The following is a 13,285-nucleotide window of genomic DNA, read 5'->3' as shown; positions in this document are numbered from 1 at the left end:
CGTAAATTTGGTCTTGGTTATATCTCGCCTTTTTGCAATTTCTCCTTACATTTTCCTTACGATTTGAAAATACTCTTCTAACGTAATTTGTCTTTCAAACATCACTTTTGCTGCTTTTTTGCCGACATACCGAAGATGCCACGGCTCATATTGGTATCCCGTAATCGCTTCTTTTCCTTTTGGGTAGCGAATAATAAATCCGTACTCATGCGCATGCAGGGCGACCCATTTTCCTTCTTTTGTTTCTCCAAAAGCAGTCGTCAATTTGTACCCAACACTTTGGCTTGTTATATCCATTGCCAATCCAGTTTGGTGTTCGCTCTGCCCTGGCAGTGCGACCGCATGAATCGCCCTCTCTTTTCCTTTTTCTTTTACTTCTTCCGCAAATATCATTTTTTGGCGCTCATATGAACGATAGCCAGACACGGCTACAAGCTGGATTCCTTCTTTACGAGCGGCGGCAAATAACGCTTCGAGCGCTTTCGCTGCCTCGGCGCGCATATACCGCTTGTCCACATTTTTTTCGGCAAACGAAAACGGAACGCGCGGTGCAACTAAATCGTTCGGCTTATATGCAGCTGGCAGCGATTGTTCTTTATTCACAAGCGCTAATATATTACTTGGGTTCATAATCACTTTCTGGCCGTTTTGCACTTCAACAATATTCCAATATTCCGGTTCTAACAATAGATCCGGATCTATCGCTTCACGATCTTTAGAATCATCCGGTTTTTTTGGCGTTTCATTTTCTTTCTTTTCATGATGAGTGATTATATGTTTATTCGTTTTATCTGATGCTTTTTCATGTTCCCCTGGAAAATCATTCCATTGACTGCATCCGCTAAATAAAAAAAGCAATACAAAAATCATCCATCGAAACAGCTGTTTCATTATTTCACCTTTTCCGAATCTATACACGACAGAAAGCCCACGTTCTAGCATATCCCGTTTCGCTATATTTGGCACCACTTCATCACAATGACTGTTAGAAGCGGCTATAATTAAATGCGAATGACAATGAAATACGATAGCCGCGCGTTGAACTTAAACATCTATTATCCAACACGGATCGCCGTTTCTAGCGCCACTTCAATCATCTCGTTAAACGTGGTTTGCCGTTCTTGGGCTGTTGTTTCTTCTCCTGTTAAAATATGGTCACTTACCGTTAGTACAGAAAGCGCTTTTCGGCCAAATTTTGCCGCTAACGTATAAAGCGCCGCCGTTTCCATTTCGACAGCCAAAACGCCGTAACGCGCCCATGTTTCCCAGTCCGGTTGGTCATTATAAAACATATCAGCGGTAAAGACGTTGCCAACTTTTAACTTCAACCCTTTTTCGACACCGACTTCATAAGCAGTCCGCAACAAATCAAAATGCGCTGTCGGTGCATAATCCCGCCCGCGGAAAGTCAAACGGTTCATATTCGAATCCGTTGATGCGCTCATCGCTAAAATGACATCACGAACGTTCACATCTTTTTGAATTGCTCCACATGTTCCGACGCGAATTAATGTTTGTACACCATAGCTTTGGATTAACTCATTGACATAAATAGAAATTGAAGGAACTCCCATTCCCGTTCCTTGCACGGAAATGCGATGGCCTTTATATGTACCAGTAAAGCCAAGCATGCCGCGCACGCGGTTGTAACATGTCGCTCCTTCTAAAAATGTTTCCGCGATATATTGGGCGCGAAGCGGATCACCCGGCAGCAAAATTTTATCGGCAATTTCTCCTTGTTTTGCTTCGATATGAATGCTCAAGCGGTATACCTCCTTTATTCATCCTATCTTCTTTGGCACCACGTTTTATGCCCTTTTTATCATATCACACAATCAGTATGATGTGTAAAAAATAATCGCTACGGGCATACTGAGTATACCCCTTGGCAACATTCATGGCACTTTTGCTGTATACATTCGTCTCAACTTTCGAAAGGAGGCATCACACGGATGAAAAAGAAATTGGAACAAGCAGTGGAATATGCGAATAAAACAAATCCATCATCCCGTTCGAGTAATCAACCGTCTACTTCGAAAAAAGAAAAAACAAAGTTTTAAGGGAGAAACATTCTCCCTTTGTTTATGACGTCTTTGAGTGATAATCATCCCGGCGGCGCGCTAAATATTTTTCATTAATATACAATACTTTTTTATCTTTGCTCAGTGTATATTTTTTCTCCCGTTCTTTTCGTTTGCGAATAAACCAACAGCCGAGTATATACATAGGGAGAAATAATTCTATTGCTCCTGCATAAACGTACAAAAACTGTTTTGTCCATGTCATTTTTGACAAATGCACGTCAATATCGCTAAACATATAATAAGAAGTTGCCACAATCCCCCCTGCAATAAGCACGTTCATCACATGTAAAAAAGGAACGTCTTTCCAACGAAAAAATATTCGTTCTATTTGTTCTTTGACAAATAACAAAATGGCTGCAGATATTACGCAAAGCAACAAGGAAACAAAAAGCGCGGCCATCATCGTTTCCCCTTCCCCATCATCATTTAACTGCAAAAACTTTCGCGAATGAATCGCTTTTAACTGTACAAACTAATATTGAACCTCTGCATGAGAAAAGTCGCAGATTTTGACGGACGTAAGAGTTTTTCCTACACCTGCGTGCAGGCACTCACTCTGTTCCGTAAGTATCATGGACAAACACTTCCTTAGTGTTTAGCGCCTGTCGGATCGGTTCAAAACCGTTTTCCACTTCACCCAATCGCTCCAGTCACAGGCTTTTCTAGTTATACAATAAATGAAGGAGGAAGCTGTTTATGGGTAAAAAACACCGAAACCGCATCAACGGCCAAAAAAAGAATAACCATATCCCAAAAGAAGCGTTGATTGCTGAGGATGCCGCCCATGCGAAAGAATTCTCCGCCGCGGGAGGCAGAAAAAACGGACCGGGTCATCACGATAACCCTGATTCATAACAATGCAATCAATGATGAAAGCCGTTTTATATGAAAAAATAATCTAGAAACCCTTGTGTAACACAAGGGTTTCTATGTGGAAGGATCTACTTCATCAAATGATAAAGTAACTACTTTTGTATATTCCCCCCGGGCAATCTCTTCTTTTGTCGCTTTTTCGTCAAGCTCCTTCTCATCATCCATTCCCGGCGCTAGTTTCGGAAATTCGTGGCTATTCTTTTTTCGCTCCAAGTGATCGCCTCCCTTCCTTTATTATCCATACCCGAAATTTACGTAAACTATTCGACTTTTTTCTTCATTATATCATCATTTTTTCTTTTTCAAACAGAATATTTAGAATTTTTATACTAACGAATATGAATGCGATTAATTTTTTTCCATCCTTCCGGACATAGTTTGTAATACACTTGCCCCTTTAGTCCTTCATCAATTAAGACGATATCTCCTGTACTCATAAAACGTGCTTGGTAATCTTTTGGCATTAAATCGGATACGTTAAACATACGATAAAGATATGATAATGCTTCTTGGTGATTGGACGCATTGATCGTCAATCTGTATACTTGTCTGTACCCTTTCGTCTGCCCAAAACTCGGGGTTTGAAATATAGTGATATCATACTTACGCTCTACATGGAGCATTTTTTTCATTAATAGACGTACCATTCGACATCGCTCCTTTTACCCATTTATTTCATAAAATATTAGTGATAAGCGATGTCGATTCCTTCAGCAAAATTGCTCTTGTTTTGTCGAATGACTTTTCAATACCGGTGTTCGAATAAGCAGGCAAACGAAGAGAAAAAATAAGGTAGACGCATCGTTAACTCCCAAAAAAGCTTGAAAAGAAGCTGCCGAAGCTGCCGCTATGGTGTTTCTTTTTATAATGCTTATAACCGTAGTGGGAAGGATGGGTATGTGAATAATGCTCCTTTGAATTATGATAATGGTCGCTGCTACTGTAATGGCCTTTATGATAATGATGCGACATGCTTCCTTTGAAAATGGCTTTGATAATTTTTTTCAACATCGGCTGGCAAAGCGAGCATACCAATTTGCCTCACAACATGCGCATACCGGTTCACGCGCCGATTTTTGGCCGCAACTATTTTCTGCAGAAAAAGCAGATCCTTTCCGGATTTATAGTCCACGTTTGGAGATGGTATGGCCGAATATCTCCCATCCGTTTTCCGACCGCCGTGACTGGTTTACAGATAAAACTATTATCAAAATGATGGAAACCATCCCTGTTATGAAAGAAGAAGATATAACGGCAAACTATATGCGTAATATTCAAACACTAAACGCAGCTGTCAAAGCAGTTCAATAAAAAACGACGAGTAGTGCTTACTCGTCGTTGTCTCCTATGTCAAGCTCCTCATCAATAATACATTTTTCCAATAAATAATCAAACGTAATATCCGCTAGTTCTTCTAGTTCCGTTTGCGTCGGTACAAAACCGCGGCGGATCAATTCATGATAAAAAAATTCGGCAATTTCTTCCGTATCAATAACAACCTCAATTTCCTTCACCACATCTCGCCCCCTTTGTAATTGTTTTATGTGCACTTATACCGTTTTATGTCAAAAGAATTTGATCATCTATGTACTAATTTTCCCTCTTCGCCCATACATTAGTAGCGTAAAAAACAATAGCGGAGGGAAATTGTATGGACAAGCAGTCAATCATCGATAAAACAATGGAAACAGTTGTGAATTTGCTGGGAGCGGCTATGATATTGCTTGGCGTTCCTTATTTCATTTTCGTTTTAGTTCAATTTTTATTATGGTAATTGGCAACAATTCGTAAACGTTTTACAACTGTTTCCATCATTTGTTTATATTGTTCATCGCCAAACCATTCGTATAAATATTTGTAATCATTATACATATCAAGCAGCTCATCAATGGATTGTGATGGGGTCGTCTCCTCGGAAGGAGAAAGAAGCACGTATGCTTTTATCGGCGCCGATAGGACAATATCTTGCAAAATAATGACGGATGATTCTTCGTCATCTGCTAAAGGAATGACATCCTCCATATTGACTTCAATTTCCCAGCCGTCGATCAATCGTTTTAATTCATAGACAATTTCTTCCCATCCTTCTTCTTGATAGCGATAAATTTCCGTACGCACCCCAATCACTTTAAATAGATCGTCGCCGTAATCGTGGACGCGAACGATTTCACCTAAGAAAAACGGCAATTCCACTTCTATTTCTTGCGTGATCCATAAATCGCCAGTAAATTCTGATAATAAAACTAACGCATGTTCCATAAATAAACTGCGGCTGTGATTAATTTCATATAAAAATGCATCATCTATTTGTTGAATATTCGTTATCGTGCCGACCGTTCCATACAACATATTCACGACAATATCTCCAATAGAAAATTTTGGCCGTTTTGCACCACTCATCTATATCCCCCGTTTAAAAGCAGTGATACTACATTATATGCAGGCAAAAATAAGTGGACACCCCTTTCCATCCCGAAAAAAGTATTTTGAGAACGCTTACAAAAAAGAAATATGGGAATGGGAAGACATTTACGCCTCCTGTGAAAACTGTTCCCATAGTTCGTCAAATATAATCATGCTATCTAAGTAATCGCCGTTTAGTTCTAAATATCGACTAATTTCATCATAATCGGCGGATGTTTTCGGGAAACTATGATCGTAATATGCCCCGTTAGCAAACCGAACGAACGGATCTTCTTTTTTTCCATCACGAAATTTCAATAAATAATGGTAAAACGAACGCGCCATTGTCCTCATCCTCTCCCTTCTATTCTTTGTTGTTCATTTTAGTGAGTTTTTTTGATTTTGTCATCTGTCAAACAACTAAAGCCGCGTTTTTCTTCGTTAATCTTCGTCAAGCATTTTATGTAAAATTCAATGATAGATGCTTCCATCCCCCCTTTTTTCTTGTAATGAAATAGTACGCTGAAAGATGCATTTTCATGAAAATATTTTATGTTTCACCTTATGAAAAATAGGAGTTGCACGCTTCTTATTAGTTTTGATCACTTTGTTCATTCACAATGCTTTTATGAATCCAAATGGCTTCCTGTGTTCCTTCCCCCATGGCGATCGTCACTTGTTCCGAATGAACGCCAATGTCCCCTGCCGCCCAAATATTCGGGACATTTGTTTGTTTTGTCCGTGGATTTGTAGGAATATGCTTGTTTTCTAATCGTTCCACGCCAAGTTGTTTGCATCGATCACAAGAACGCGATGATGATAACGGCCGAGCTGGATCGCCGCCTGCAATCCGGCAATGCCGCCCCCGATAATGATGCATTCGTACATCGTATGTCACATCCCATCATTGCTTTTATTTTTTTATTGTTCGTTACTGATTCGTATTCATGCACTTTACAAAAAAAAGCTGTCTCCGTAAAAGAGACAGCGTAAATCAACCATTAACAGACAGCCTGCTGTTCCTCGGCAAAATCAATTTCAAAGCCAAGGTCCTCCAGCATCCGATAATCTTCTGATTTTTCTTGGCCAGCTGTTGTTAAATAATCGCCGACAAAAATAGAATTTGCCGCATATAAGCCAAGCGGCTGAAGCGAGCGTAAATTCACTTCCCGTCCGCCGGCGATGCGAATTTCTTTCGTTGGATTCATATAGCGGAACAATGCCAATACTTTTAAACAATATCGTGGATCGAGCTCATTTGTTCCTTCAAGCGGCGTGCCATCAATCGCGTGTAAAAAGTTAATAGGAATGGAGTCCGCATCAAGAATGCGCAAGCTTCGTGCCATGTTAATAACGTCTTGCTTCGTTTCTTTCATGCCGATAATGACGCCGGAACAAGGAGAAATGCCAGCTTGTTTTACCGTTTCAACGGTCCTTACGCGGTCATCATATGTATGGGAAGTCGTGATGTTCGGGTGATGTTCTTTCGATGTGTTAATGTTATGGTTGTAGCGGTCTACTCCCGCTTCCTTCAGGCGCGCTGCTTGTTCTGGTTTCAAAATGCCGAGGCATGCGCAAATTTTCAAACCGAAGCGTTCTTTAATTTCTTTGACCGCTGAAACAACGGTATCGATTTCTTTTTCGCTCGGACCGCGGCCGCTTGCGACAATACAGTATGTCCCTATGCGCATGCGATATGCTTCTTCCGCTCCGCGAATAAGCGTTTCTTTATCCACCATTTTATACGTTTTTACCGGCGCTGTCGAAACGGCAGACTGTGAGCAATATCCGCAGTTTTCCGGACAAAGCCCGGATTTCGCGTTAATAATCATATTTAACTTTACTTTATTGCCGTAATATGTGCGGCGAATGTTATACGCGCCTTGCATCAGCAAAAGCAGTTCTTCATCGGGACAATCTAAAATTGCTTGCGCTTCTTCATCTGTCAATTCATACCCTTCGATGACACGATCGGCTAATTCCAGCCAATTTGGCATTCTTCCTCTCCCCTTTCCATATGATTACATTTATCGTATCGGAAGTGAAGTTATATTGTCAACTAAAATTTTATAAAGGTTAACTATTTTGATCCCATACTTCATCAAGATGGTCGGCGTAAAATATTAACGCTTTTTCATATGTTTTTATCCAAGGATCGGGGGAAGAAGCGACTAACGCATGAATCAACATTGATACCGCCCTTTTTTCTTCTCCCATATGATAAAACGTCATTGCCAAAAATGCTTGTAAGGCTACATTCTCAGGGAACTCTTTTAATCCCTGTGCCAATACGTTTGCTGCCTTTTCATACTCGCCTATACAGCGATAACTGCTTCCTAATTGGATAAATGATTTCTGACGAAGTTCGCCTTCAATACCATAATCAATCGCCTTTTCATAATACGGAATTGCCCTTCTTTCCAAACCTAACGCATCCAAAGCAGTTGCATAATAAAAATAAACGGCTCCATCTTGAGGATGTACATCAAGCAACGACTGCAATATCGTTTGCGCTTCTTCATACCGCTTTGCTTCGATCAGTTTTATCACCTGATTCAACATTTAATTTTCCTCCTTCTCCTCAATATGTGGTTGTTCGAGCAAACGAGCGAAAAATCCTTCACTAGTCATATAAAAAAGGATATGTATCCATACAGGACACATATCCTTTTACTGTTATTTGGTTAATTTTTCTACGATGTCGCGGGCGATCCATACGCCACAGGCGCTTGCCTGGGCAAGGCCGCGCGTAATTCCCGCGCCGTCCCCACCGACATACAGTCCGGAAATTTCCGTTTCAAATCGGTCGTTTAATTTTGGCCGGGCGGAATAAAACTTCGCTTCGACTCCGTAAAAAAGCGTATGCTCGGAAGCAATCCCAGGTGTGACGTGGTTGAGCGCTTCCGTCATTTCAATGATGCTTTTCATCGTATTGTACGGAAGAACAAGCCCTAAATCGCCAGGAACCGCTTCTTTCAATGTTGGCTCAATAAACCCTTCCTTAATCCGTTTTTCGGTAGAGCGTCTTCCTTTTAAAATGTCGCCATACTTTTGCACGATGATGCCGCCGTTCGATAAGGCGTTTGCCAGCCGCGAAATTTCATGGGCGTATTCATTCGGTTTATCAAACGGTTCGGAGAATTTATGCGATACAAGCAAAGCAAAGTTTGTATTGTTGCTGCCAAGCTTTGGATCTCTGTACGCGTGGCCGTTCGCAAGCATGATGCCCGAATGGTTTTCGACGACAACGTGTCCCGAAGGATTGCTGCAAAACGTGCGTACTTGCGTGCCAACCGACGTATTGAAAATAAATTTTCCTTCATACAAATGTTCATTTATTTCTTCCATGACGATGTTCGATGTTTCCACGCGCACGCCAATATCGACTTGGTTGTTCATCATGCGCAAGCGGCGCTTCCGCAATATTTTTGTCAGCCATACCGAGCCGTCGCGTCCCGGTGCGATGACGACTTTCACTGCTGTCAGCGTTTCGCCGTTTTTCAGAACTACTCCTGTCACGCGATGCCCATCGTTCGTTTTTTCCGTTATAATATCTTCCACTTCCGTTTTAAAACGCATGTCGATTCGTTCACGCAAATATTCAAAAATGCTTTTTAAAATTTCTAAGTTTTGTTCCGTCCCTAAATGGCGGACTTGGGCGCGCAATAGCTTCAGCCCAGCTGCGTAAGCGCGGCGCTCAATTTCTTTGACTTTCTCCGTCATTGGATCGGTAATGGCTGTTGTCGCCCCGTGTTTTAAATTAATTTCGTCAACATAGCGGATGAGTTCCAATACTTTAGAAGCCGGCAAATAATCGGTCATCCAGCCGCCGAATTCGCTGGTGATGTTAAATTTCCCGTCCGAATAAGCACCTGCGCCGCCAAATCCGTTTGTGATCGAGCATGCCGGCACACATCCGGCGTAATCTTTTTTGCCGGCCGGCGGCGGGCATTTGTCAATCTTTTTCTGAAGAATCGGACAATTGCGTTTATATATATCATGCCCTTTATCAATTAACAGGACGTTCGCCCCCGGAAGTTTCAGCGTTAATTCATAGCAAGTAAAAATGCCTGCCGGACCTGCGCCGACGACAATGACATCATAATGGCTCTTCATCTGTTCAATCCCCCACTTCCCGTATTCCATTTGTAACTATATCAATTATTTTCCTTCTCGTCAATATAAAACACGAACTTTTCTTCATGTATATATAAATAATGTTCGTCATTTTTCTATCTTGTTTTCACAGATAAAAACTGATAAGTTGATAAAGTAACAAACGGTCCTTTTCAAAAGTAGTGTTGGTGGAATTGCCTAATACAGGAATGAAATGCATCGGATTTATCACGTCAGAAGAAGTCGCAAACTGGCTCAATCCGCTCCAAGACCATGTCGCTGTCTATATTCCGCAAACGTTCCAGGTAGCGGGCATTACCTTTTTAGTACCGAAAGAACAAGTCCAGGTTATTGATATGAAGCCGGAAGAAGCAATGAAATTTGTGCTTTCCGGCGGAATGGCCTCATCCAAAAAGAAAGGGCTGCCTGAAACATAACAGGCAGCCCTTTTGGCAATTAAAAATATCGCTTTTTCCAAAAAATAAGCGCAGTAATGGTCGATAACAAACCAGCAATCAACATCGCCACCATAAATGCATACGGTGAATGCTGATATGGAATCGGCACGTTCATGCCATAGAAGCTTGCAACCATTGTCGGCAAGGAAATTACAATCGTAATCGCTGTTAAAAACTTCATTACAATATTCAAGTTATTCGAAATGACCGAAGCAAACGCGTTCATCGTTCCGCTTAAAATGCTGCTGTATACTTCCGCCATTTCAATCGCCTGTTTATTTTCGATAATGACATCTTGCAGCAAATCTTGATCGTCTTCGTACATGCGCAAATAATTCAGACGCAATAGCCGTTCCATGACAATATTGTTCGCCTTCAGCGACGTCATAAAATAGACTAAGCTTTTTTCCACACTGAGGAGCGAAAGCAATTCTTTATTTTTCATCGATTGATGAAGCTCTTTTTCGATTTCCGTCGTTCTGCGGCTAATTTGTTTTAAATAACGCAAATAATAAGTGGAAATCACATATAGCATTTGCAAAGCAAAACGCGTCTTCATAAACGTGTAAAAGTTTTTAATTTTGTTTTTCGAAAACTCCTCGAAAATCGGATTTTGCTGCAGACAGACAGTAATGAAGCACGTATTCGTAATAATCATGCCGATCGGAATCGTTTCATACATTGGACCATCTACTTCATCATTTGCGGCAATGGGAATATCAACGATAATCAATACGTGATTATCTTCTTTTTCTATGCGTGATCGTTCCTCATCATCAAGCGCATCTGTGATTGAATCGATTGGAATATCAAGATGATTAGCAATATAACGGATTTCGTCTTCCGTCGGAGCTACCAAATTAATCCAGCAGCCGTTTTGAATTTCATCGATTTCTCTCATTTTTCCGTTTGCATCCGATAAATACATTTTCATCATACGCATCCTTCCTCCTTTTCACCGCGAGGAAGTTTGCGCTTCTCCTTTTCCGATCGGAGCCCGTTTTCGTACGATGAGTAGCTCAGTGATCGAAAAAGAAGAAGACAATGCTCCCCCGCTATATTCCGGCTCTGGTTCACTCGAACTTCGACTACTCATATACGAAAACGTCACTCCTTTCGTAAAAAATACTCCTTGATTATAATAACGTTGAATGGCGCATTTGTATAGTAGTTTTCTAAAGAAAAAAGCAGCCTACTGGCTACTTTATTCGCTTGATGGTGTAGTGTTGAAAAAATCACGATCATTTTTTTCTGTTTTGCGGCTATTGGATCGTTTTTTCGATTTTTTTCCCATCACTCCATCGGATTCGTAGCTCAGCGGAAACGAGGTTTTTTTCTCCATTTTTAGTCCTCCTTTTTATTTCTCTTTTTACTTTTTGTCAACTGGACACGATTTAGTCACATTATGAACTTTTTACATCATGTTATAATAAAGATGAGGAGGGTGAAAAATGGACATTATTTTGACGCCAAAAGCATTCGAATGGTACAAAGAAGAGCTTGACTTACAAGAGGGGGATGCTGTCCGCTTTTTCGCGCGCTACGGTGGATGCAGCACCGTACAAAAAGGATTTTCGCTTGGTGTGGCAAAAGATGAGCCTGTAGAACCAAGAGCGCAAACAACGGTTGGTGGAGTCACCTTTTTTGTAGAGGATAGCGACATATGGTATTTTGATCGCCATAACTTAATCATCGATTTCAATGAGCAGGCAAATGAACCGGTGTTTATTATCGAATGATCGCTCCCCCTTCCCATGGTGATGAAAAGAAGGAACGTATTGCTGAAGCAGAAAAAGCTAGCACTTTTTCGAAAAGGCTAGCTTTTTTTGATAACAGCGATCGTACAGCGGGAAACACAGACAAGCCGCTGTTGTTCATCGACGATTTTAATATCCCATACCATCGTCGTCTTTCCTCGGTGAAGAACGGTGCCTGTAGCAGTGACGGTGCCATTTCGAACAGCGCGTACATGATTGGCGTTTATTTCTAAACCAACAACGCTTTCCTTTTCTTGATCGACAAGCGCATACGCGCCGATGCTCGCAACCGTTTCTGCCAAAGCTACGGAAGCACCGCCATGGAGAAGCCCAAACGGCTGATGTGTGCGATGGTCAACGGGCATCGTCGCTACGACACGTCCTTCTCCTAACTCTGTAATCTCAATGCCTAATGCTTCTAATAACGTTCCTTTTCCAATCTCTTTTAAATTAGCCAAATTCATCTTTCCCTCTCCCCTTTACTTACAGTAGACGAAACCGTTTGAGATGATCAAACAGACCCTCTTGCTGCAAAATCATGATTTGCTTTTCTCCAAGCAAATCAAAATGTGGAAACAACTCACGCTGGTGAATCCATTCTCTTCGCAATCCGTATTTTTCTCCCCATGCCGCAAGTTTTTCTACATCCGAACAGCCAACTTTTGTTACTGTCGTATATTGTGGAAACCGTTCGTCATACCAATAATGAGTTAAAAACGCGATTTCCCCTTTTTTTACTTTCTCCTTCCATTCGATTAATTCCTGCCTGCGAATGCCAAAAGCCATCGTATGTATCTCCTTACTTTTTCGCACGTTCGTATGCTTCATGCCAATCCGGGAAATATTTGCGAATGACAATCGGGCGAAACGTATCGCGCTTTACACAAACGTGCTGGGATTTGCCCGTCACAGCAACTTCTCCGTCCGGTGTCAAAATTTCATAGCCATATGTCACACGAATGCCGTCATACGCATCAATCCATGTACGGACGGTCGCTGTTTCCCCATAATGGAGCGGTTTTTTGTACGAAACTTGAAGATCAACAACCGGAGAAATAATCCCTTGTTTCTCCATATCGGCGTAATGAAAACCTAACTGTTTGATCAGCTCTGTTCGGCCGACTTCCATCCAAACGAGATAATTAGCATGATAAACAACCCCCATTTGATCCGTTTCCGCATAACGTACTTCAATTTGCTTTTCAGCGACTTTCATTAGTTCTCCCTCCGTTACTATCCTTGCGTGTATACAACTATATCTTATCATACTCCATGTTTTATTAGATAAAAAAACGGAGTCATCCTGCAATCAGGATTACTCCGTTGTCTATATTATCGATAGCCGTTTTCGCGTGCCGCTGCCTCATCTTTAATTTCAGCACGCATTGCTGCAATCGCTTCTTCGCGCCGCTTGTTTTTTTCAGCGATTTTTTCTCGCTCTTCCGGAGAAGCGAATTGCATTGTCTCTTCAGCCTTTTCGATATTTTCAATGGTGTTTTGTACCATATCTTGCAATTTTTCTACATTATCGCTACGATCATCCGGTTTAGGACGATGATGTGCCATCACGTTTCCTCCTTCGTGATTGTCATTC

The 13,285-nt window shown here is 41.4% G+C and carries 23 protein-coding genes and 2 pseudogenes; 5 read left to right on the top strand and 20 right to left on the bottom strand.

The window, feature by feature from the left end; all coding sequences use genetic code 11:
* Positions 1-45: 45 nt before the first annotated feature.
* The 3 genes from FNL97_RS08080 to FNL97_RS08070 form a co-directional block, all read right to left on the bottom strand.
* The gene (locus FNL97_RS08080) at positions 46-891 is read right to left on the bottom strand and encodes a M15 family metallopeptidase (protein WP_015864037.1); all 846 of its coding nucleotides are present in this window, start codon (positions 889-891) and stop codon (positions 46-48) included.
* A 164-nt stretch (positions 892-1,055) separates the two neighbouring features.
* Positions 1,056-1,763 (bottom strand): purine-nucleoside phosphorylase, encoded by a 708-nt coding sequence (gene deoD, locus FNL97_RS08075; RefSeq protein WP_015864038.1) that lies wholly within the window; start codon positions 1,761-1,763, stop codon positions 1,056-1,058.
* 319 nt (positions 1,764-2,082) lie between these two features.
* The gene (locus tag FNL97_RS08070; protein WP_041269682.1) at positions 2,083-2,484 is read right to left on the bottom strand and encodes a hypothetical protein; all 402 of its coding nucleotides are present in this window, start codon (positions 2,482-2,484) and stop codon (positions 2,083-2,085) included.
* A 296-nt stretch (positions 2,485-2,780) separates the two neighbouring features.
* Here FNL97_RS08070 and yoyE point away from each other — a divergent pair, with 296 nt between their 5' ends.
* Positions 2,781-2,939 (top strand): protein YoyE, encoded by a 159-nt coding sequence (gene yoyE, locus FNL97_RS17960; protein ID WP_015864042.1) that lies wholly within the window; start codon positions 2,781-2,783, stop codon positions 2,937-2,939.
* Positions 2,940-3,011: 72 nt separating this feature from the next.
* Here the strand turns inward: yoyE and FNL97_RS17955 are convergent, their stop codons facing one another.
* The 3 genes from FNL97_RS17955 to FNL97_RS18375 form a co-directional block, all read right to left on the bottom strand.
* Positions 3,012-3,170 (bottom strand): hypothetical protein, encoded by a 159-nt coding sequence (locus FNL97_RS17955; RefSeq protein WP_160331302.1) that lies wholly within the window; start codon positions 3,168-3,170, stop codon positions 3,012-3,014.
* 116 nt (positions 3,171-3,286) lie between these two features.
* Entirely contained in the window at positions 3,287-3,604 is a 318-nt protein-coding gene (locus FNL97_RS08065) for a YodL domain-containing protein (RefSeq protein WP_062677717.1), read from the bottom strand.
* Positions 3,605-3,761: 157 nt separating this feature from the next.
* Complete coding sequence (locus FNL97_RS18375; protein WP_082798123.1) at positions 3,762-3,968, bottom strand: hypothetical protein; 207 nt, start codon at positions 3,966-3,968, stop codon at positions 3,762-3,764.
* Between FNL97_RS18375 and FNL97_RS08055 the strand changes: the two genes are divergently transcribed.
* Positions 3,918-4,268 carry a DUF2515 family protein gene (locus FNL97_RS08055; RefSeq protein ID WP_286173521.1) on the top strand — a complete coding sequence of 117 codons (351 nt, stop codon included), beginning with the start codon at positions 3,918-3,920 and terminating at the stop codon, positions 4,266-4,268. The two genes, FNL97_RS18375 and FNL97_RS08055, sit on opposite strands and share 51 nt — an antisense overlap.
* Before the next feature lie 17 nt (positions 4,269-4,285).
* On the opposite strand, the gene FNL97_RS08050 is transcribed toward FNL97_RS08055, so the two are convergent.
* Positions 4,286-4,471 carry a YozD family protein gene (locus FNL97_RS08050; protein WP_041269910.1) on the bottom strand — a complete coding sequence of 62 codons (186 nt, stop codon included), beginning with the start codon at positions 4,469-4,471 and terminating at the stop codon, positions 4,286-4,288.
* 137 nt (positions 4,472-4,608) lie between these two features.
* Between FNL97_RS08050 and FNL97_RS18370 the strand changes: the two genes are divergently transcribed.
* Entirely contained in the window at positions 4,609-4,731 is a 123-nt protein-coding gene (locus tag FNL97_RS18370; protein WP_255265223.1) for a hypothetical protein, read from the top strand.
* Here FNL97_RS18370 and yodN read toward each other — a convergent pair.
* From yodN to FNL97_RS08015, 7 genes and pseudogenes are all read right to left on the bottom strand, one after another.
* Positions 4,713-5,357 (bottom strand): germination protein YodN, encoded by a 645-nt coding sequence (gene yodN / locus FNL97_RS08045; protein ID WP_062677719.1) that lies wholly within the window; start codon positions 5,355-5,357, stop codon positions 4,713-4,715. The two genes, FNL97_RS18370 and yodN, sit on opposite strands and share 19 nt — an antisense overlap.
* A 129-nt stretch (positions 5,358-5,486) precedes the next feature.
* Positions 5,487-5,705: a YozE family protein gene (locus tag FNL97_RS08040; protein ID WP_041269683.1), complete on the bottom strand. Its 219-nt coding sequence runs from the start codon at positions 5,703-5,705 to the stop codon at positions 5,487-5,489.
* A gap of 247 nt (positions 5,706-5,952) precedes the next feature.
* Positions 5,953-6,153 (bottom strand): annotated as a pseudogene (locus FNL97_RS08035) (pyridine nucleotide-disulfide oxidoreductase); the annotation flags it as partial.
* Positions 6,129-6,248: an FAD-dependent oxidoreductase gene (locus FNL97_RS08030; RefSeq protein WP_015864049.1), complete on the bottom strand. Its 120-nt coding sequence runs from the start codon at positions 6,246-6,248 to the stop codon at positions 6,129-6,131. The gene FNL97_RS08030 and the pseudogene FNL97_RS08035, both read right to left, overlap by 25 nt.
* Positions 6,249-6,361: 113 nt before the next feature.
* Positions 6,362-7,357, bottom strand: coding sequence for a biotin synthase BioB (gene bioB, locus FNL97_RS08025; protein ID WP_062755965.1), 996 nt, complete (start codon positions 7,355-7,357; stop codon positions 6,362-6,364).
* A 79-nt stretch (positions 7,358-7,436) separates the two neighbouring features.
* A complete protein-coding gene (locus FNL97_RS08020; RefSeq protein ID WP_143415412.1) occupies positions 7,437-7,922 on the bottom strand; it encodes a tetratricopeptide repeat protein in 486 nt (161 codons plus the stop codon).
* Positions 7,923-8,036: 114 nt separating this feature from the next.
* Entirely contained in the window at positions 8,037-9,476 is a 1,440-nt protein-coding gene (locus FNL97_RS08015; RefSeq protein WP_143415410.1) for an NAD(P)/FAD-dependent oxidoreductase, read from the bottom strand.
* A 161-nt stretch (positions 9,477-9,637) separates the two neighbouring features.
* On the opposite strand from FNL97_RS08015, the pseudogene FNL97_RS08010 reads away from it, so the two are divergent.
* Positions 9,638-9,913: pseudogene (locus tag FNL97_RS08010) on the top strand (DUF502 domain-containing protein); the annotation flags it as partial.
* 19 nt (positions 9,914-9,932) lie between these two features.
* Here FNL97_RS08010 and FNL97_RS08005 read toward each other — a convergent pair.
* Together FNL97_RS08005 and FNL97_RS17950 are read right to left on the bottom strand one after the other, a co-directional pair.
* On the bottom strand, positions 9,933-10,871 hold the full coding sequence (locus tag FNL97_RS08005; RefSeq protein WP_062677371.1) for a magnesium transporter CorA family protein: 939 nt from the start codon (positions 10,869-10,871) through the stop codon (positions 9,933-9,935).
* Between the two features lie 267 nt (positions 10,872-11,138).
* Positions 11,139-11,276, bottom strand: coding sequence for a hypothetical protein (locus FNL97_RS17950; RefSeq protein WP_015864055.1), 138 nt, complete (start codon positions 11,274-11,276; stop codon positions 11,139-11,141).
* A gap of 109 nt (positions 11,277-11,385) precedes the next feature.
* Between FNL97_RS17950 and FNL97_RS08000 the strand changes: the two genes are divergently transcribed.
* Positions 11,386-11,673: a HesB/YadR/YfhF family protein gene (locus FNL97_RS08000; protein ID WP_015864056.1), complete on the top strand. Its 288-nt coding sequence runs from the start codon at positions 11,386-11,388 to the stop codon at positions 11,671-11,673.
* Between the two features lie 77 nt (positions 11,674-11,750).
* Here FNL97_RS08000 and FNL97_RS07995 read toward each other — a convergent pair whose 3' ends face one another.
* From FNL97_RS07995 to tlp, 4 genes are all read right to left on the bottom strand, one after another.
* Positions 11,751-12,155 carry a hotdog fold thioesterase gene (locus tag FNL97_RS07995; protein ID WP_015864057.1) on the bottom strand — a complete coding sequence of 135 codons (405 nt, stop codon included), beginning with the start codon at positions 12,153-12,155 and terminating at the stop codon, positions 11,751-11,753.
* A 19-nt stretch (positions 12,156-12,174) separates the two neighbouring features.
* Positions 12,175-12,477 carry a hypothetical protein gene (locus FNL97_RS07990; protein WP_015864058.1) on the bottom strand — a complete coding sequence of 101 codons (303 nt, stop codon included), beginning with the start codon at positions 12,475-12,477 and terminating at the stop codon, positions 12,175-12,177.
* Between the two features lie 13 nt (positions 12,478-12,490).
* A complete protein-coding gene (locus FNL97_RS07985; protein WP_015864059.1) occupies positions 12,491-12,907 on the bottom strand; it encodes an acyl-CoA thioesterase in 417 nt (138 codons plus the stop codon).
* A 116-nt stretch (positions 12,908-13,023) separates the two neighbouring features.
* Positions 13,024-13,257 carry a small acid-soluble spore protein Tlp gene (gene tlp / locus FNL97_RS07980; protein ID WP_015864060.1) on the bottom strand — a complete coding sequence of 78 codons (234 nt, stop codon included), beginning with the start codon at positions 13,255-13,257 and terminating at the stop codon, positions 13,024-13,026.
* Between the last annotated feature and the right edge of the window lie 28 nt (positions 13,258-13,285).

This window comes from Geobacillus sp. E263 (assembly GCF_007197795.1).
GTDB classification, from domain to species: Bacteria; Bacillota; Bacilli; order Bacillales; family Anoxybacillaceae; genus Parageobacillus_B; species Parageobacillus_B toebii.
The sequence above is the reverse complement of the archived record's forward strand: the minus strand, read 5'-3'. Positions and strand labels throughout refer to the sequence as shown.

Coding starts and splice junctions, on each gene's coding strand:
- FNL97_RS18375 (WP_082798123.1), bottom strand. CDS start 3,968: ATGTTGAAAAAAATTATCAAAGCCATTTTCAAAGGAAGCATGTCGCAT.
- FNL97_RS08065 (WP_062677717.1), bottom strand. CDS start 3,604: ATGGTACGTCTATTAATGAAAAAAATGCTCCATGTAGAGCGTAAGTAT.
- FNL97_RS07995 (WP_015864057.1), bottom strand. CDS start 12,155: ATGAATTTGGCTAATTTAAAAGAGATTGGAAAAGGAACGTTATTAGAA.
- FNL97_RS08070 (WP_041269682.1), bottom strand. CDS start 2,484: ATGGCCGCGCTTTTTGTTTCCTTGTTGCTTTGCGTAATATCTGCAGCC.
- FNL97_RS08040 (WP_041269683.1), bottom strand. CDS start 5,705: ATGGCGCGTTCGTTTTACCATTATTTATTGAAATTTCGTGATGGAAAA.
- FNL97_RS18370 (WP_255265223.1), top strand. CDS start 4,609: ATGGACAAGCAGTCAATCATCGATAAAACAATGGAAACAGTTGTGAAT.
- FNL97_RS08000 (WP_015864056.1), top strand. CDS start 11,386: ATGGACATTATTTTGACGCCAAAAGCATTCGAATGGTACAAAGAAGAG.
- FNL97_RS08055 (WP_286173521.1), top strand. CDS start 3,918: ATGATGCGACATGCTTCCTTTGAAAATGGCTTTGATAATTTTTTTCAA.
- FNL97_RS08080 (WP_015864037.1), bottom strand. CDS start 891: ATGAAACAGCTGTTTCGATGGATGATTTTTGTATTGCTTTTTTTATTT.
- FNL97_RS17950 (WP_015864055.1), bottom strand. CDS start 11,276: ATGGAGAAAAAAACCTCGTTTCCGCTGAGCTACGAATCCGATGGAGTG.
- FNL97_RS07990 (WP_015864058.1), bottom strand. CDS start 12,477: ATGGCTTTTGGCATTCGCAGGCAGGAATTAATCGAATGGAAGGAGAAA.
- FNL97_RS07985 (WP_015864059.1), bottom strand. CDS start 12,907: ATGAAAGTCGCTGAAAAGCAAATTGAAGTACGTTATGCGGAAACGGAT.
- FNL97_RS08005 (WP_062677371.1), bottom strand. CDS start 10,871: ATGATGAAAATGTATTTATCGGATGCAAACGGAAAAATGAGAGAAATC.
- yoyE (WP_015864042.1), top strand. CDS start 2,781: ATGGGTAAAAAACACCGAAACCGCATCAACGGCCAAAAAAAGAATAAC.
- bioB (WP_062755965.1), bottom strand. CDS start 7,357: ATGCCAAATTGGCTGGAATTAGCCGATCGTGTCATCGAAGGGTATGAA.
- FNL97_RS08015 (WP_143415410.1), bottom strand. CDS start 9,476: ATGAAGAGCCATTATGATGTCATTGTCGTCGGCGCAGGTCCGGCAGGC.
- yodN (WP_062677719.1), bottom strand. CDS start 5,357: ATGAGTGGTGCAAAACGGCCAAAATTTTCTATTGGAGATATTGTCGTG.
- tlp (WP_015864060.1), bottom strand. CDS start 13,257: ATGGCACATCATCGTCCTAAACCGGATGATCGTAGCGATAATGTAGAA.
- FNL97_RS08030 (WP_015864049.1), bottom strand. CDS start 6,248: ATGTACGAATGCATCATTATCGGGGGCGGCATTGCCGGATTGCAGGCG.
- FNL97_RS08020 (WP_143415412.1), bottom strand. CDS start 7,922: ATGTTGAATCAGGTGATAAAACTGATCGAAGCAAAGCGGTATGAAGAA.